The sequence below is a fragment of the Streptococcus sp. K0074 genome, from assembly GCF_048843365.1.
Lineage (GTDB): Bacteria > Bacillota > Bacilli > Lactobacillales > Streptococcaceae > Streptococcus > Streptococcus mitis_BM.
On the sequence record NZ_CP184836.1, the window covers coordinates 318,780 to 338,651 of the forward strand.

Genomic DNA, 19,872 nt, shown 5'->3' on the forward strand with positions numbered 1-19,872 from the left:
TATAGTCAAGTAAATCGAGTCGTTTAAAGAGGAATGCTTGTATGAGAAGAGAAGAAGTTTTACGAAATCACTGGTTTTTTAGCCAAGAGGTGGGGAAAGAGGAGGCCTTGGCGCCGGATTTGCAGAGGGAAAATTGGCAGGCTATTCAAGTGCCACATGACTGGAGTATTTACAATGATTTTGACCACTATTCGCCAGCGCAAAATGAGGGTGGCCAGTTAAATGGTGGTCAAGCCTGGTACCGGACACAGTTTTACTTGGAAGAAGATGCCAGTCTTGTATCGGTGCGTTTGTTGTTTGATGGAGTTTACATGAATGCCCAAGTCTATATCAACGGGCAAGTGCTGGGCTATTATCCCAATGGCTATACACCCTTTTCTTATGATATCACCCCCTATCTAAGAAACGATGGGACAGCCAACCAGCTTGCGGTTTTTGTGGAAAATCAGCAACCTAGCAGTCGTTGGTACTCTGGTAGCGGTATTTACCGAGAAGTAAAATTATTGATTAGAGATTCGGTGCATCTGGATTTATATGGGATTAAGATAGAAAGTCCCAAGCTAAAGGAACAAAGAGATGGATGGGTGGAGACTCAGCTTACAAGTAAGGTTTCAAATGATGGACCTCAGTCCGTGTCGGTGTATTTGGAGCAGAGTATCTGGTATGATGGACAACAGCTGTCAGACTGGCTGGCGACAGACTCTCTAGTGATTGAGTCTGGGGACAAATATTCTTTCCAACAAGCCATATCAATTTTTCAACCCTTGCTTTGGGATATTGACCATCCCTACCTTTACCAATTGAAGACTCGCCTTTACAAAAATGGCATTTTGGTTGATGAAGAAGAGGAGACTTTTGGTTACCGTTATATGGATTGGCAAGCGGATAAGGGCTTCTTTCTAAATGGTAGCTGGTTGAAGATTCATGGGGTTTGTTTGCACCATGACTACGGAGCGCTGGGATCTGTGGAAAACAGGTCAGCTGCTGAGAGACGCTTGCGCCAGATGAAGGAAATGGGTGTCAATGCAATCCGAATCACCCATAATCCAGCTAGTAGTATTTTGCTGGATGTGGCTGCCAAAATGGGGCTACTCATCCAAGAAGAAGCCTTTGATACCTGGTATGGAGGCAAGAAAGAATATGATTATGGTCGCTTTTTTGAGGAAGAAGCGACTCATCCAGAAGCGAAAGCAGGCGATTTCTGGTCAGATTACGATTTGCGCACTATGATTGAGCGTGGCAACAACAATCCAGCGATTTTTATGTGGTCCTTGGGAAATGAAGTCAGCGAAGCAAATGGCGATGCTCATTCATTGAAGACTATCAAACGCTTGCTAGGAAGGGTAAAGGAGGTGGATGATAGTCGTTTTGTGACTATGGGAATGGATCAATTCCGCTTTGGAGATGGGTCTGGAGGTCATGAAAAGATAGCCAATTTGTTGGATGTGGTGGGCTTAAATTACTCGGAAGACAATATTGACGGGATTCGCAAAAGACATCCCAAATGGCGTCTTTATGGGTCTGAAACCTCATCGGCTACACGGACGCGTGACAGCTATTTTCGCCCAGATAAGGAATGGGTTGGGGATAATCGTCGAGTGCGGAATTTTGAACAGTCGGACTATGGCAATGATCGGGTTCCTTGGGGGAAGACAGCGACAACTTCTTGGATAGCAGATAGGAATCGGCTGGACTATGCGGGTCAGTTTATCTGGACAGGAGTGGACTATATCGGTGAGCCGACTCCTTGGCACAATCAAAATGATACGCCTGTAAAGAGTTCCTATTTTGGGATCGTGGATACGGCAGGGATTCCTAAAAATGACTATTATCTCTATCAAAGTCAGTGGTTGGACCTAGATCAGCATCCCATGGTTCATATCTTACCCCACTGGAATTGGGAAATCCACAAGAGTTATCAACAAGTTGTGGATAAGTGTGGGGATATCCCTGTTCGAGTGTATTCAAATGCTGGTTCAGTAGAGCTATTTCTCAATGGAAAATCCCAAGGCAGAAAGAATTTTCAGGAAAAATGGACTTCAGATGGTAGAAAATACCAAGAGGGAGCAAGTTCTGAACAACTTTATCTCGAATGGCGTTTGGCTTATCAACCAGGAGAATTGCATGCTGTAGCCTATGATTATCAAGGTCAGCTTGTGGCAGAAGATAGGGTGGTGACTGCAGGTAAGCCAGCCAAAATCGGGCTACATGCCGAGAAAACAAAACTGGAGCCAGATGGGCAAGACCTCCTTTATCTCTATTTTGATGTATTGGACAAGGATGGAAATTGGGTACCGAGTGCTTCCAATCAGCTTCATTTTAAAATTGAAGGCCCTGCTCGTATTGTAGGTGTGGATAATGGTAGGCAGGCTAGTCGTGAACGTTACCAGGCTCAGAAAAATGGTCGGTTTAAGCGGCAAGCCTTTCATGGCAGAGGTGTCCTTTTGGTTCAGAGTTTAGATCAGCCAGGTCACGTAAGAGTAAAAGCCAGTGCCAGAGGGCTAGAGCCAGCAAGTTTTGATATCTTAGTGGGAGAGGCTTTGGCTACCCAACCAGTGAGAAATAAGCGCTTATTTGAGATTCGAGTGGACAAGCAGGCCGGATTACAAGAAGGAGATTCCCCAGCTATTGGACTTTATCCACAAACTGTGGATAACCCTGTGAACAAGGTGGGGAATAGTGAAGTGATTTGGAAGACGAGTGGTAGTGCCCACGCCATTATCAAGCAGGGAGTGCTTTATTGCTTGTCTGTAGGGGACTTGGCTATTCGCGCCTTTTATCAAGGGAAGGCCTATCAAACTCATTTTCAGGTGGCAGAAAATACCTCACTAGGGCAGGCAGTTTCTGTACGATCACTTCGCTTGTATACAGCTAAGGGAACTTATCCACAGCTGCCATCTTCAGTTTTGGTGGACTATGAGTTCGGTGGTGCAAAACGAGTCAAGGTTGTTTGGGAGGCAATCTCCGAAGAAGATATAGCAAGCTTTCATAAATTTACGGTATCTGGTCATCTTGAGGGGCTGGATATAAAGGCTTCTGCTCAGGTTTGTGTCCAAGGGATTTGCGCTATTGAGCCTGAAAAGGTTTGGACGCTTGTCAAGGAAGTCCCACATTTACCAGATCGAGTCAAGCTAGTCTTATCAGATGGCAGAAGAGATACGGCCAAGGTGACTTGGGATGAACTCGAACCTCAAGTCTATGCTCAGGTAGGAGAAAGTGTGCTCACAGGACAAGTAGCGGGCTGTGAGTTGCCAGCAACAGTCACCATTCATGTGACAGATGTCAGTGTAGATGGGGAAGTTATTTCCGATCAGTGGACAGGATCCAACCTGCCTCTGGTCTTTGCTTCCCATTCAGAGCCGAATCACCCAGCCTCATATCTCAATGACAAGGTTATTGCTCGGAAGAAATCGACAGCCAATACTTGGATTGCCAAGTCAGAGCAAGCCAGCGTGGGTATTCTGTTTGGAGATGCAGGGATTTTAAAACCGCGATTTGTGGATAACCTGACCTTGTATTATGTTGAAAATCAAGAATATGTGGCCGTTGAGCCGACCTTTATCGATTATTATGTAGGGAATGAGCCTGCCTTGCCTCGGACTCCCAACCATTTGGACAAGGATTCTCTACTCAAACAAGAGGAGAATTGGCGCCCTGTATCAGGCATCCGAAAAGTGTCAAGTGACAAGGATGAAGAGCTTCGTTTTGAATTTGATAAGGTGAAGACTTACGCCCTTCGTCTTCGATTTGAAAGTTTGACTAGTCCCCTAGCCTTAACCGAATTGCAAGTATATGCCAAAAAAGTAAAGAAAAGTGTAGATAGGAAGTAGTATGGTAAGAGAAATAAAACCGCATGGGCCCTTGCCTAGTCAGGCCCAGCTAGCTTATTTAGAGGATGAACTAGCAGCCTTTATCCATTTTGGGCCTAATACCTTTTATGACCAGGAATGGGGGACAGGTCAGGAGGAACCTGAACGCTTTAATCCGACCAGGTTAGATGCGCGTGAGTGGGTTCGCGTGCTCAAGGAAACGGGCTTTAAAAAGTTGATTTTGGTGATCAAGCACCACGACGGCTTTGTCCTCTATCCGACAGCTCACACAGATTATTCGGTCAAGGCCAGTCCTTGGAGGAATGGAGAGGGAGACTTGCTCCTTGAGGTGTCCCAAGCTGCCACAGAGTTTGATATGGATATGGGGGTCTACCTATCACCGTGGGATGCCCATAGTCCCCTCTATCATGTGGACCGAGAAGCGGACTATAATGCCTATTATCTGGCTCAGCTGAAGGAAATCTTATCAAATCCTGCCTATGGCAATGGAGGGAAATTTGCTGAGATCTGGATGGATGGTGCCAGAGGAGAGGGCGCTCAAAAGGTTAATTATGAATTTGAAAAATGGTTTGAAACCATTCGTGAGCTTCAGGGCGATTGCTTGATTTTTTCAACAGAAGGCACCAGCATTCGCTGGATTGGCAATGAACGAGGGTACGCAGGTAATCCCCTGTGGCAAAAGGTGAATCCTGAAAAATTAGGGACAGAAGCAGAGTTGGGCTATCTTCAGCATGGGGATCCTTCAGGCACGATTTTCTCAATCGGTGAGGCAGATGTTTCCATTCGGCCGGGCTGGTTCTACCATGAAGAGCAGGATCCTAAGTCACTTGAGGAGTTGGTCGAAATCTATTTTCACTCAGTGGGGAGAGGCACACCTCTCTTACTCAATATTCCGCCGAATAAAGATGGGCTCTTTGATGCAAAGGATATTGAACGCCTCTATGAATTTACGGCCTATCGCAATGAGCTCTATAAAGAAGATTTGACTCTGGGAGCTAAGGTATCTGGTCCAGCACTTTCCGCAGACTTTGATTGTCGCCATTTGACAGACGGTCTTGAGACTAGTTCATGGGCAAGCGATGCAGACTTGCCCATCCAACTAGAACTAGACTTAGGGGCGCCTAAAACTTTCGATGTTCTTGAGTTAAGAGAAGATTTGAAGCTAGGGCAACGAATCGCTGCTTTTCATGTGCAAGTAGAGGTGGATGGCGTCTGGCAGGAATTTGGTACGGGCTTCACAGTTGGTCATAAGCGTCTCTTGCGAGGTCCGCTAGTAGAGGCACAGAAGGTGCGCGTGATGATTACAGAGTCACAGGATTTACCTGTACTGACTAATATTTCACTCTATAAAACTCCTAGCTTATCAAAAACAGAAGTTGTTCAGGGACTGGCATTTGCAGAAAAAAGTCTAGCTGTGGCAAAGGGAGAGACTCTTCATTTTAAGGTTGAACGTAGCGAAAGTAGTACTCCTTTGGAGGCTAAGATTTCGATTCAACCGGGGACAGGTGTTCATGGCGTTGCCTATCAGGATGAGATTCAATTCCTTCAATTTCAAGCTGGGGAAAGCAAAAAAGATTTGTGCCTACCAACTCTGCACTTTGCTGCTGATAAGACCTTGGATTTCTATCTGAATCTGACTGTTGATGGACAGCTGATTGATCAAGCTCATATTTTAGTTGAAATGAGATAAAAATCCTCACAATTCATTTCCTTTTCGAATAAATAGATAGAACCATCGAATCTAACAAAATTAGATTTCAAACTATGGTATAATAGAAGGAGGAAATGGATGATTTTAAGACATCCGGGCATCAGCCCAACCAATGACTTGGTTGCTAAGAAAATCTTTAGCAATCCAGAAATCACTTGTCAATTTATTCGCGATATGCTGGACTTGCCAGCCAAAAATGTAACTATTTTAGAGGGAAGCAATATTCATGTCTTACCTTCCATACCTTACTCGGCGCAGGATTTCTATACCAGTATAGATGTTTTGGCGGAGTTGGACAATGGGACACAAGTAATTATTGAGATTCAGGTGCATCATCAGAATTTTTTCATCAATCGCCTGTGGGCTTACCTTTGCAGTCAGGTCAATCAAAACCTTGAAAAAGTTCGCCAACAAGAAGGCAATACTCACCAGAGTTATAAACATATCGCACCAGTATACGCTATCGCAATCGTGGATAGCAACTACTTTCAAGATGATTTAGCCTTTCACAGTTTTAGTATGCGAGAGGATACGACAGGTGAGGTCTTAACCATCACAAACAATGGACAAGAAAACCATCTGGTTAAGATGGCATTCTTGGAATTAAAAAAATACAGAGAAACCAGCAAAGATGAGGTTCGCAAGCCGTGGTTGGAGTTTTTCGGGAACAAACCTTTTACCCAGCAACCCGAGCGAGCCATCAGCCAGGCAGATCAACTGCTGGACTACAAGAGCTGGTCCGAGGAGGACAGGAAAATGTTTAGTCAACTACGTATGCGCGAAGAACAAGCCTTATTAGCGCATGACTATGCCTTGGAACAAGCTGAAGAAAAAGGCTTAGAACGTGGTCTTGAACGTGGTCGTGCAGAAGGTATTGAACAAGGTTTAGAGCGCGGGAAAGTTGAAGGAAGGGAAGAGGGGAAACTCTTTGCCTTCTTAGACATGGTTCGCCAACATGCTTTAACTTCCGAATTTGCGAGTGAGCAATTAGGTATGACCGTCGCTGAGTTTGAGGCCTTGTTGTAAGTAGAAAACGATGACATGTTACCGAAATGAGGTAGCATGTTTTATTTTTGGTTCATATGTTTTACGGATAATTTTTTCTTATGCAGTGCAAAAGTAATTTGTCTCACCCTTCAAACTTATTTATTTTTCTACTAACCCTTTATGAATGCGCTATCTTTGTGAATGGAATTAAAACAAAAGCAAATTTATCATAAACATATGTGAATTATTTATTTATAAAAAAGGGAAAACATACCGAATCAATTTATCTGAAAATTCCCTAATTTCGCAAAAACTTTTTAAAATTTTTTTGGAAAATTTTAATTCAAATCATTTGCATATATATTGAAAATAAGATAAAATGTAGATTGTAGATTTCTACATACAGGTGTCATGTGGAAATCAAATCATTAACCTCACAAAAGGAGAAAATAATGGAAAACAAACCATCTATGAGTCGTGTTGAACGTCTGCACCGTGAAAAAGTCACGCGTTATTCGATTCGTAAATATAGCTTTGGAGCGGCTAGTGTAGCGGTCGCTGCTCTTTTCATGTTCTTAGGTAATGGAGCTGTATCAGCTAATGAGCTAAGCAAACAAGATACACCATCTGTAGAAGCTTCAGCGCCAGCCTCTGAAAACAAAACAACTTCGGAAGAGGCTACTGCTAAACCAGTAGAAGCAACAACTCCAACTTTGGACAAGTCAGAGTTGACAAATTTAATTTCAGAGATTGAGACAAAACTTTCTAACGGTTCTTACGATAACAAAACGGAAGAAAGTGTTGCAGTATTAAAAGCTGACTTAGAATCTGCAAAAGCTACATTAGCGAATGCAACTACTCAAGCTGAACTAAAAAAAGCTTACAGCAAACTTGTCACTACAGCTAATACTAAATTAAAAAATAAACCTGTAGAGAAAAAAGAAACTCCAGCAGTAGACACTACTAACGGAAAAGAAACTGTAGGTAAAAAAGCAGAAAACACTGAGAAAAAATCAGAATCTAACTCAATCGAAAATACTGGTTCAAAAGACGAACGTAACGGACAGGCATTAGATAGAAACAATGCGTTTAGAGCTGAGACAACTGAAACTCAAGGTACCTTTACTTATTCTATGGAATATTCTAATGGAAAAGAAATTTACCTTTATAATGAAGAAAATGCAGATGTCAATATTACAGTTAACTCAACAGCTGGAAAAATCAAAAGAGCAACAGTTAAAGCAGGAAGTGGTCAGTTCACACTAAGTTCGAAAAGTAAACAAGCGATAGCTTATGCGAAAGGTCAAGGCGGAGTTAAGCCTGAGGAAGAAGAAGTTGAAATAGATGATTTTGGTTGGAGTTATCATCAAATAATCACTGAAACTCAAGGTCCAGTAACAATTAAAATCACTGGTAAACCAAACGATACTTTTAAAGCACTTACACCTTACACAAAAACTGAAGATCAACGAGCAGTATTAGGAGCAAGATATTTAGAACTTGAAGATTCTGCTGGTAATAAACTGCCTGGAGGTAGGAATGCATCATCTCCTGGTTATTTCAACTTAGTTGTTAAATCTCAAACATACAAATATGATATTCAACCAGTAGCAGAGGAGAATAAAGTTCCTGTTGCTGATATTAACAGCTTAACTGCGCCTGAGATTACTAAAATCAAAGAGAAAATTAAGATTCAATATTCTGATAAAGCAACGACAGAAGATGCTCGACTAGCGTCTCACAAAGGGGAAGTCTTAGCAAATAGATCTTCAGTAGTAAAAAACATCGATGTTGCAAGTGGAACAGTCACAGTTACCTATAATGACGATTCAGTAGATACTACTCCAGTTGCAAATGTAGCACGTACCAACCCAGCACCAACAGTAGAACTTCCATATTCAAATGCTGACAAACGTCAAATCTATGTTTACACAGGTGAAAATACTGACTTAACATTCACAGGTAAAGATGAAACAACAGTTAAAAACTTATACCTACGTGGACCAGGTGGTATTGGAAGTGATAACACTGCAGGTTATGGATTTACAACAGGTAAGATTGATAACGATGTAGTTACAAATGGCGAAGGAACAGTATCTGCTGATAAGAGAACAGCAACTATCAAGATGACAGGTGTTACAACTCTTAAAGCTCCAAACCAATGGACAAGTTTCATCGTGGCTAATGATAATGATGACGCCAGCTCAATGCCATCAGATCAAACTTTTGATGCTTCAACTGATAATGCAGTACGTCAACAAAGACCAGGATACGTTCAATTCGTTGTTAAATCTCAAACAGATAAGTACGATATCAAGGCTCCAACAGAAAAAGTTACAGTAGCAGATCCAGCTAACGTAACAGATGAAGAGTTCGATACAATCAAAGCAAAATTAAAACTTGAGTACAATAAGTCTAATGACGATGCGAATATCTCAAAAGATGCTGATGTTGCAGATCAAAATTCTAAAATTGCTTCAATAGAAAAAGATGCTAAAGGAAATCTTGTAGTAACATATACAGATGGTTCAAAAGACACAAGACCATTATCAGACTTTATAAATAAAGCGCCAACAGTAGAACTTCCATACTCAAATGCAGACAAACGTCAAATCTATGTTTACACTGGTGAAAATACTGACTTAACATTCACAGGTAAAGACGATACAGCAGTTAAAAACTTATACCTACGTGGACCAGGGGATGTTACTTGGGCTAATGCTAAGGACTATGGATTCAAGATAGGAGCGGTATCTGATAGTGCGGTTTCTGAAGGAGAAGGAACAGTATCTGCTGACAAGAGAACAGCAACTATCAAGATGACAGGTGTTACAACTCTTAAAGCTCCAAACCAATGGACAAGTTTCATTGAAGCTAAAGATAGTGATGATGCTAAATCTATGACAGGTGCAGACTACAATGCTACAACTGATGACGCAGCACGTCAACAAAAACCAGGATACGTTCAATTCGTTGTTAAAAACCAAACATCTAAATATGACATTGCAGCTCCAACAGAAAAAGTTGCTGTAACAGATCCAGCTAACGTAACAGAAGCAGAATTAGAGAAAATCAAAGAAAAACTACAAATTGAGTACTCTAATAACAATGATGATGCTAACTTAGCTGACAAAAAAGGTAAAACTGTAGATGCTGAAGATGCTAAGACTAAGATTGCCTCAGTAACAAAAGATGCTAAAGGAAATCTTGTAGTAACATACACAGACGGTTCAAAAGACACAAGACCATTATCAGAGTTTGTAACTTTAGACAAACAACCAGCTATCGATGAGGTTAATAAAGCAGCTGAGAAGCAAATTGATGCTATTAATAAAACTCCAAATGCTACTGATGAAGAAAAACAAGCTGCAATTGACAAAGTAAATGCTGATAAGAAAAAAGCTCTTGATGAAATCGCAAAACCTGAAGTTACAACAAAAGATGCTCTTGATAAAGCTCAAGCAGCAGGAACTGGTGCAATCGCAAAAGATAACCCAGTAGTAGCTAAAAAAGATGAAGCTAAACAAGCAATTGACGATGCATTGACAGCTAAAAACAAAGAAATCGATGATCGCACAGATTTAACTCCAGAAGAGAAAACTAAAGCGAAAGAAGTAGCAAAAGCGCAAGCAGATGTAGCAAAAGCTGCAGTTGATAATGCAACTACAAATGCAGCAGTTGATAAAGCTAAAGCAGATGGAACTACAGCAGTTGCAAATGTAACTCCAGTAGCAAAAGCAGAAGCTAAGAAAGCAATTAATGATGCGTTAACAGCTAAAAATAAAGAAATCGATGCTCGTCCAGACTTAACTGATGAAGAAAAAACAGCAGCTAAGAATGAAGCAAAAGATAAAGCTGATGCACAATTAGCAAAAATCAATGAGCAACCTGATGCAGCAACTACACCAACAGCAGCTAAAACAGCTCAAGATGCAGTAGATGCGGCTAAGACAACAGGTGTAGATGAAGTTACTGCAGTTAATCCAGTAGCAGTTAAGAAACCAGCAGCTAAGAAAGCCATTGACGATGCACTTAAAGCTAAAGAAGCAGCAATTGACGCTCGTCCAGATTTAACTGATGCCGAGAAGAAAGCCGCTAAAGATGCCGCTAAAGCAGCCGCTGATAAAGCTAAAGCAGCAGTAGATGCAGCAACAACAGATGCAGCAGTAGACACAGCTAAAGGAACTGGTACAGGTGACATTGCGAAAGTTAACCCAGTAGCCAAAGAAGCAGCTAAGAAGGCAGTAGCAGATGAATTAGCTAAGAAAGAAGCAGCCATTGATGCTCGTCCAGACTTAACTGACGAAGAAAAAGATGCCGCTAAGAAAGATGCGCAAGCAAAAGCTAAAGCAGCAACAGACGCAATTAACACACAGCCATCTAACGCAGAAACACCAGAAAAAGCAGCAGAAGCTCAAAAAGCAGTAGACGCAGCTAAGAAAACAGGTGTAGATGAAGTTGCAGCTGTAAATCCAGAAGCAGTTAAGAAACCAGCAGCTAAGAAAGCTATTGACGATGCACTTAAAGCTAAAGAAGCAGCAATTGACGCTCGTCCAGATTTAACTGATGCCGAGAAGAAAGTCGCTAAGGATGAAGCTAAAGCAGCCGCTGATAAAGCTAAAGAAGCAGTAGATGCAGCACCAACAGATGCAGCAGTAGACGCAGCTAAAGGAACTGGTACAGGTGACATTGCGAAAGTTAACCCAGTAGCAAAAGAAGCAGCTAAGAAGGCAGTAGCAGATGAATTAGCTAAGAAAGAAGCAGCCATTGATGCTCGTCCAGACTTAACTGACGAAGAAAAAGATGCCGCTAAGAAAGATGCGCAAGCAAAAGCTAAAGCAGCAACAGACGCAATTAACACACAGCCATCTAACGCAGAAACACCAGAAAAAGCAGCAGAAGCTCAAAAAGCAGTAGACGCAGCTAAGAAAACAGGTGTAGATGAAGTTGCAGCTGTAAATCCAGAAGCAGTTAAGAAACCAGCAGCTAAGAAAGCCATTGACGATGCACTTAAAGCTAAAGAAGCAGCAATTGACGCTCGTCCAGATTTAACTGATGCCGAGAAGAAAGCCGCTAAAGATGAAGCTAAAGCAGCCGCTGATAAAGCTAAAGAAGCAGTCGATGCAGCACCAACAGATGCAGCAGTAGACGCAGCTAAAGGAACTGGTACAGGTGACATTGCGAAAGTTAACCCAGTAGCCAAAGAAGCAGCTAAGAAGGCAGTAGCAGATGAATTAGCAGAAAAAGAAAAAGCAATCGACGCTCGTCCAGACTTAACTGACGAAGAAAAAGATGCTGCTAAGAAAGATGCGCAAGCAAAAGCTAAAGAAGCAACAGATGCAATCGATGCTCAACCATCTATCGCAGAAACACCAGAAAAAGCAGCAGAAGCTCAAAAAGCAGTCGATGGTGCAAAAGATAAAGGTGTAGCAGATGTTAAAGCTGTAAATCCAGAAGCAGTTAAGAAACCAGCAGCTAAGAAAGCCATTGGCGATGCACTTAAAGCTAAAGAAGCAGCAATTGACGCTCGTCCAGATTTAACTGATGCCGAGAAGAAAGCCGCTAAAGATGCAGCTAAAGATGCCGCTGATAAAGCTAAAGAAGCAGTCGATGCAGCACCAACAGATGCAGCAGTAGACGCAGCTAAAGAAACTGGTACAGGTGACATTGCGAAAGTTAACCCAGTAGCCAAAGAAGCAGCTAAGAAGGCAGTAGCAGATGAATTAGCTAAGAAAGAAGCAGCCATCGATGCTCGTCCAGACTTAACTGACGAAGAAAAAGCAGCAGCTAAGGAAGAAGCTCAAGCGAAAGCTAAAGAAGCAACAGATGCAATTGATGCTCAACCAGCTAATGCAGAAACACCAGAAAAAGCAGCAGAAGCACAAACAGCAGTAGATGGTGCTAAGAAATCAGGTGTAGATGAAGTTGCAGCTGTAAATCCAGAAGCTAAAGCTAAACCAGCAGCTAAGAAAGCAATCGAAGATAAATTAGCAAAACAATTGGAAGATATTGCTAATACTCCAGATGCTACTGATGAAGAGAAGAAAGTTGCAGCAGATGCAGCTAAAGCTCAAGCAGAAGAAGCTAAGGAAGAAATCGATAAAGCTGGAACAGATGCAGAAGTTAAGCAACTTCAAGAAGCAGCTGAAGGTGAAATTGAAAAATCTGTACCAGTTGTAGAAGATAAACCAAATGCTCGTAAAGCAATTGATGAAGAAGCAACAGCTAAGAAAGCAGAAATCGATGCGCGTAACGATCTAACTCCTGAAGCTAAAGCTAAATTAAAAGCTAAAGTAGATAAAGCTGCGGAAAAATCTAAAGCAGCAATTGATGCAGTAAGTAGTGTAGACGATGTTAATACAATAGAAGAAGCTGATAAGTCGGCTATTAAAGCAATTGGAGAAGTAAACAGACCAATTGATAAAGTATTAGTAAAAGATCCAAGTGCATTAACAGATGAAGAAAAAGCTAAAATCTTAGAAGAAGTTAAGAAAGTTAACCCAACAGCTAAAGAAGTTAAATATGATGAAAATGGAAACATCGAAGTAACAACAGAAGCTGGCGATAAAGGAATTATCAATCCGACAAAATTAGTGAAAACTGAGGACCAATTAGATAACGGTAAAGGTGGAAATGACATTAACAAACCACTTGATAAAGTTATCGTAAAAGATCCATCGAACTTAACTGACGAAGAGAAAGCTAAGATTGTTGCTAAAGTTGAAGAGGTAAATCCAGATGCTATCGTAACAATCAATGAAGATGGAACTGTTTCTGTTTCTACTCCAGATGGTAAAACTGCAGCAATTCCAGCATCAGAATTAGTAAGAACTAAAGAAGATACTTCTAACCCAGATGCAGGAAATAGTAAAATTGTTAAACCAGCAGACAAAGTAGCCGGTGAAGCAAATGATCCGGATGATCAAGCTAAAGTAGAAGAAAAATTAAGAGAATTAAACCCAGAAACTAAATCTGTTAAATTTGATGAAGATGGTAATGCGACAGTTACACTGAAAGATGGAACTACTGCGACAATCCCATCAGAAGATTTATTCAAATCAGAAGTAGATGCAACTAAACCAAATGCAGGCAACGACATCGTTAAACCAGCAGATAAGACTGTAGTATCAAATCCAGAAAAACTTACAGACGCTGAGAAGAAAGCGATCGAAGATAAAGTTAAAGCTGTAAATCCAGATGCAACAGTAGTTGTAGATGATAAAGGAAATGCGACAGTTACAACTCCAGAAGGTAAGACAGCCGTAATTCCAGCAGCAGACTTGACGAAAGATCCAGAAGCTGCAACTAAACCAAATGCAGGCAACGACATCGTTAAACCAGCAGATAAGACAGTAGTAGCAAATCCAGAAAAACTTACAGACGCTGAGAAGAAAGCGATCGAAGATAAAGTTAAAGCTGTAAATCCAGATGCAACAGTAGTTGTAGATGACAAAGGAAATGCGACAGTCACAACCCCAGAAGGTAAGACAGCTGTAATTCCAGCAGCAGACTTGACGAAAGATCCAGAAGCTGCAACTAAACCAAATGCAGGTAACGACATCGTTAAACCAGCAGATAAGACAGTAGTAGCAAATCCAGAAAAACTTACAGACGCTGAGAAGAAAGCGATCGAAGATAAAGTTAAAGCTGTAAATCCAGATGCAACAGTAGTTGTAGATGATAAAGGAAATGCGACAGTCACAACTCCAGAAGGTAAGACAGCTGTAATTCCAGCAGCAGACTTGACGAAAGATCCAGAAGCTGCAACTAAACCAAATGCAGGTAACGACATCGTTAAACCAGCAGATAAGACAGTAGTAGCAAATCCAGAAAAACTTACAGACGCTGAGAAGAAAGCGATCGAAGATAAAGTTAAAGCTGTAAATCCAGATGCAACAGTAGTTGTAGATGATAAAGGAAATGCGACAGTTACAACTCCAGAAGGTAAGACAGCCGTAATTCCAGCAGCAGACTTGACGAAAGATCCAGAAGCTGCAACTAAACCAAATGCAGGCAACGACATCGTTAAACCAGCAGATAAGACAGTAGTAGCAAATCCAGAAAAACTTACAGACGCTGAGAAGAAAGCGATCGAAGATAAAGTTAAAGCTGTAAATCCAGATGCAACAGTAGTTGTAGATGACAAAGGAAATGCGACAGTCACAACCCCAGAAGGTAAGACAGCTGTAATTCCAGCAGCAGACTTGACGAAAGATCCAGAAGCTGCAACTAAACCAAATGCAGGTAACGACATCGTTAAACCAGCAGATAAGACAGTAGTAGCAAATCCAGAAAAACTTACAGACGCTGAGAAGAAAGCGATCGAAGATAAAGTTAAAGCTGTAAATCCAGATGCAACAGTAGTTGTAGATGATAAAGGAAATGCGACAGTCACAACTCCAGAAGGTAAGACAGCTGTAATTCCAGCAGCAGACTTGACGAAAGATCCAGAAGCTGCAACTAAACCAAATGCAGGTAACGACATCGTTAAACCAGCAGATAAGACAGTAGTAGCAAATCCAGAAAAACTTACAGACGCTGAGAAGAAAGCGATCGAAGATAAAGTTAAAGCTGTAAATCCAGATGCAACAGTAGTTGTAGATGATAAAGGAAATGCGACAGTCACAACTCCAGAAGGTAAGACAGCTGTAATTCCAGCAGCAGACTTGACGAAAGATCCAGAAGCTGCAACTAAACCAAATGCAGGTAACGACATCGTTAAACCAGCAGATAAGACAGTAGTAGCAAATCCAGAAAAACTTACAGACGCTGAGAAGAAAGCGATCGAAGATAAAGTTAAAGCTGTAAATCCAGATGCAACAGTAGTTGTAGATGACAAAGGAAATGCGACAGTCACAACTCCAGAAGGTAAGACAGCTGTAATTCCAGCAGCAGACTTGACGAAAGATCCAGAAGCTGCAACTAAACCAAATGCAGGTAACGACATCGTTAAACCAGCAGATAAGACAGTAGTAGCAAATCCAGAAAAACTTACAGACGCTGAGAAGAAAGCGATCGAAGATAAAGTTAAGGCTGTAAATCCAGATGCAACAGTAGTTGTAGATGATAAAGGAAATGCGACAGTCACAACTCCAGAAGGTAAGACAGCTGTAATTCCAGCAGCAGACGTAACTAAGTCAGCAGCAGATGCAGGTAAAGCAAATGCAGGAAATGCAGTAAACACACCAGCAGCTAAGGTAGAAGTTAAAGATCCAGCCAAATTAACAGATGAAGAAAAAGCAAAAGTTAAGAAAGCAATTGAGGCAGTCAACCCAGGATCTAAAGTTGTAGTAGACGATAAAGGAAACGCAACAGTAACAACACCAGAAGGAAATACAGCCGTAATTCCAGCAGCAGACGTAACTAAGTCAGCAGCAGATGCAGGTAAAGCAAATGCAGGAAATGCAGTAAACACACCAGCAGCTAAGGTAGAAGTTAAAGATCCAGCTAACTTAACAGACGCTGAGAAGAAAGCGATCGAAGATAAAGTTAAAGCAGTCAACCCAGGATCTAAAGTTGTAGTAGACGATAAAGGAAACGCAACAGTAACAACACCAGAAGGAAATACAGCCGTAATTCCAGCAGCAGACGTAACTAAGTCAGCAGCAGATGCAGGTAAAGCAAATGCAGGAAATGCAGTAAACACACCAGCATCTAAAGTGGAAGTTAAAGATCCAGCTAACTTAACAGATGCTGAGAAGAAAGCGATCGAAAACAAAGTTAAAGCAGTAAATCCAGGATCTAAAGTTGTAGTAGACGATAAAGGAAACGCAACAGTCACAACACCAGAAGGTAAAACAGCAACAATTCCAGCAACAGATTTAACTAAGTCAGCAGCAGATGCAGGTAAAGAAAACGCAGGAAATGGTGCAAACACACCAGCAACTAAGACAGTAGTTAAGGATCCAGCTAACTTAACAGATGAAGAAAAAGCAAAAGTTAAGAAAGCAGTAGAGGATGTAAACCCAGGATCAACTGTAGTAGTAAATGATAAAGGTGATGTAATCGTTACTAAAGGTGATGGAACAGTATTAGTAATCCCAGAACTTGACTTAGTAATTCCAGAAGATAAATTAACTGATCCAACTCAACAAAATGGTGTAAATACACCAGCAACTAGAGTGTTAGTTGGAGATAAAGCTAAATTAACAGCTGATGAAATTGAAAAAGTTAAAGAATCAATTAAAGCAGTCAACCCAGGTGCAACTGTAGTAGTAGACGAAAACGGAAATGCGACAGTAACAACACCAGAAGGTAAGACAGCAACAATTCCAGCAGCTCAATTAGTTAAAGATGCTAAAGATGTTGCAGCTAAGAATAATGGTGAAAACATCAACATTGATTTCGAAAAAGAAACAGTAGCAGACTTCAATAACTTAACAGATGCAGAAAAAGAAGCTGCAAAAGCTAAGATTAAAGGAGCAAATGCTGATGTAGCAGAAGTTATCTTCGACAAAGCAGGAAACGCAACTGTAATTACTAAAGATGGTAAAGTTTACACAATCGTAGCTAAAGATATCTTTAAACAACGTCCATATGTACCATCAAATGGTGGAGGCAATAACAGTGGTAACGGTAACGGAACTTCTGGCAATAACGCAGCTAATAACACTGATGCAAAAGTGAATAAAGCTAAGTTAGAAGGTGCTATCCATCAATTAGATGAATTGATCATCAAAGAATCAGCTAAGTTTGATGCAGAAACTGCAAAAGAAGCGAATGCATTATCAGCAGATGCTAAGAAAGTATTTGCTAATGCAGACGCAAGTCAAGCAGAAGTGGATGCAATGGTTAAACGTATCGAAGACTTCATGGCGAAAGTTGCTTCATCAACTGATCATGCAACTCCAGCTAACGACCAAGCTGCTCAAAAACCAGCTGTAGCCCCAGCTACTGCTCAAGCAGCAGCTAATGCTAGCCAAGAAGCAACAACAAACGCGCGTAAAGCAGCTAAAGAATTGCCAAATACAGGTACAGCAGATTCTACTGTAGCTATGGTAGCAGCTGCCGCAAGCGCATTACTTGGTCTTGGTCTTGTAGGCCGTCGTCGTAAAGAAGACGAAGAAGCTTAATTGGTAGATTGTTTGATAAACATCAGATGATAAGTCCGATTTTCAAAGCTTAAACAAGTACCTCTCATAAGAAAATCTCCTAGCAGGAAAGCCTGCTAGGAGATTTTTGTATTTCAGGAAGTGAACGGCTGACTTGGTAACCAGCTGAGGGTGAAGGTTAGCTGATCAGCTTTTAGGAGGTCTTGGTGTTGAATAGTTGATACTAGGGTTGTGTCCAGTCGGCATTCTTTGACAAAGTTAAAATGGCTGTGGTTTTGCTTAGTATGAATATCTAGCCATTTATTTTCTTTAGCGAGATAGATTCGGAGGTGGTCAAAGAAAGGGATTCCGAGATCATAGCTTGGTTTTCCTGGACAGGTCGGATAAAAACCGAGAGCTGACCAGATGTACCAGGCCGAGAGACTGCCATTGTCTTCATCACCAGGATAGGCTTCCCAACTTGGGTGAAAAGCTTTCTGACGGAGCGTCTTGATAAGAAGGGCAGTGTAGTCAGGGTAGTTGCTGTAACGGAATAGATAAGGAATGTGGAAGCTAGGTTGGTTAGAAATGGCGAGTTGTCCAAAAGGAGCAGTAGCCATTTCGCTCATTTCGTGAATCTCGTAACCATAGCCTGTTGTCTCAAAGAGGGGAGCATCTTGACAGGTTTTCAAAAGATAGTTGCTGAAGGCTTCTTTTCCCCCCATAAGTTGGATTAAATCTGGGATGTCGTGGAGAACGCCTAAAGTTGCTTGGATGGCAGAACATTCGGCATAATCACGTCCCCAACTATAGGGAGAGAAGTCAGGGCGGAAGTTGCCTTGATTGTCTCGCGCTCGCATGTAACCTGTCTCAGCATCAAATAGATGGCGGTAATTTTGAGATGCAGTCCTATAGGTTTCCGCGATGTCATTCTGACCAAGTTTTTCGGCACAGCTGGCGATACAAAAGTCACTATAGGCGTAGTCTAGGGTATGGCTAACACTTTCGTGGTGGTCGGTAGAGAGGTAGCCCAGTTCTTGGTATTGGGCTAGTCCGTGGCGACCATTGATGCCGAGAGGATCGGACTTGGTGGCTGTTTCAAGCATGGCTTGGAGGAATTCTACTTCTAGGTCAGGAGCCATGTCCTTGCAGGCGCTATCTGCGATAATACCGTCTAAAAGTGTACCGGGCATCATACCCCGTTCATCTGGAGCCAGCCATTTTGGAAGAAAACCAGTATCGTGGTAGCTATTGAGGAAACCTTCTAAAAAGCGGTGGTAGTGTTCCGGTATGATAAGGGAAAAGAGGGGGAAGGTGGTGCGGAAGGTATCCCAGAAACCATTGTTGCTAAAGAGGACACCAGGCTTGACAGTGCCAGTAGCCAGATCCATGTGGATGGCTTGCCCTGATTCATCAATCTCATAAAAAGTCTGTGGGAAGAGGAAGAGTCTGTAAAGGCAGTGATCAAAGAAGGTTCGGTTAGCCTCTCCTGTCTCTATAATGTCAAAACGATGGAGGAGATTTTCCCAATCCGCTTGGGCACTTGATTTGCAGCTATCAAAATCTTCTTGAGGTAGATTAAGCAGTGCTTGAGAAGGTGAGATGAAAGAAGTGGCTAGTTGAATTTCAGCATGGCTATCTGCCAGGTCAATTCGCCAGTCTCCACCTTCTTGGCTGATAGCAAGGATATCCGTATTCATTTTCAGGGATGTGAACAGTATCAGTGGATTTTTGTTGGTTTCAGTTTTTCCTTCTTGTCGCAGGGCAAGATTCCCCTTATCTACTTGCTCTACTGTCAGTTCATCTGCTGCGTGAAGATAGAGGGAGAGGGCTTTGCCTTGTTTTTGCTCCAAACGAATAGAAGCACCGTAGCAAGTCGGTGTGAGCTGGGTTTCAATCTGATAGCGCAGGGAGAAAATCTTCAGATAATGAGGTTGGAAAGAGGCCTTATCCCTATCATAGGAAGACTGGCGGTGGAAGAGGCTGTCTCCACCTAGTTGACCTGTGACGGGTGTCAGGAGGAGCCAAGAGTAGTCCCCAATCCAAGGACTGGGCTGGTGGGTTAATCGAATCCCCTGAAAGATGGGCAGATGCGGATCGAAAAACCAAGAGCCCTCCTGGTCACTGGTTTGGGGCACAAAATAATTCATCCCGAAAGGGACGCCCGTATAAGGCAGAGTATTTCCCCGAGAAAAGGCATGCTTGCTGGCGGTCCCCAAGCGAGTATCGATGGTTTCAAGTAGTGGTTTCATAGTCTTTCCTTTAGCTGTTTTTCTACATTATATCAGAAAAAGAGGGTCTTTAGAAAAGGAGT

The 19,872-nt window shown here is 41.9% G+C and carries 5 protein-coding genes; 4 read left to right on the forward strand and 1 reads right to left on the reverse strand.

The genetic code is table 11. From position 1 onward, the window contains the following. Positions 1-41 precede the first annotated feature (41 nt). From ACN076_RS01740 to ACN076_RS01755, 4 genes are all read left to right on the forward strand, one after another. Positions 42-3,830: a sugar-binding domain-containing protein gene (locus tag ACN076_RS01740; RefSeq protein WP_420790031.1), complete on the forward strand. Its 3,789-nt coding sequence runs from the start codon at positions 42-44 to the stop codon at positions 3,828-3,830. Position 3,831: 1 nt separating this feature from the next. Further along, positions 3,832-5,520 (forward strand): alpha-L-fucosidase, encoded by a 1,689-nt coding sequence (locus tag ACN076_RS01745; protein WP_420790032.1) that lies wholly within the window; start codon positions 3,832-3,834, stop codon positions 5,518-5,520. Between the two features lie 99 nt (positions 5,521-5,619). Further along, positions 5,620-6,567, forward strand: coding sequence for an Rpn family recombination-promoting nuclease/putative transposase (locus ACN076_RS01750; protein WP_420790033.1), 948 nt, complete (start codon positions 5,620-5,622; stop codon positions 6,565-6,567). Positions 6,568-6,980: 413 nt separating this feature from the next. Then, positions 6,981-17,600: a DUF1542 domain-containing protein gene (locus ACN076_RS01755; RefSeq protein WP_420790034.1), complete on the forward strand. Its 10,620-nt coding sequence runs from the start codon at positions 6,981-6,983 to the stop codon at positions 17,598-17,600. A 113-nt stretch (positions 17,601-17,713) separates the two neighbouring features. On the opposite strand, the gene ACN076_RS01760 is transcribed toward ACN076_RS01755, so the two are convergent. After that, a complete protein-coding gene (locus ACN076_RS01760) occupies positions 17,714-19,810 on the reverse strand; it encodes a GH92 family glycosyl hydrolase (protein WP_420790035.1) in 2,097 nt (698 codons plus the stop codon). Between the last annotated feature and the right edge of the window lie 62 nt (positions 19,811-19,872).

Bases quoted from the DNA above. Each gene is read 5' to 3' on its own strand.
- ACN076_RS01740 (WP_420790031.1), top strand. From the start codon at position 42: ATGAGAAGAGAAGAAGTTTTACGAAATCACTGGTTTTTTAGCCAAGAG.
- ACN076_RS01745 (WP_420790032.1), top strand. From the start codon at position 3,832: ATGGTAAGAGAAATAAAACCGCATGGGCCCTTGCCTAGTCAGGCCCAG.
- ACN076_RS01750 (WP_420790033.1), top strand. From the start codon at position 5,620: ATGATTTTAAGACATCCGGGCATCAGCCCAACCAATGACTTGGTTGCT.
- ACN076_RS01755 (WP_420790034.1), top strand. From the start codon at position 6,981: ATGGAAAACAAACCATCTATGAGTCGTGTTGAACGTCTGCACCGTGAA.
- ACN076_RS01760 (WP_420790035.1), bottom strand. From the start codon at position 19,810: ATGAAACCACTACTTGAAACCATCGATACTCGCTTGGGGACCGCCAGC.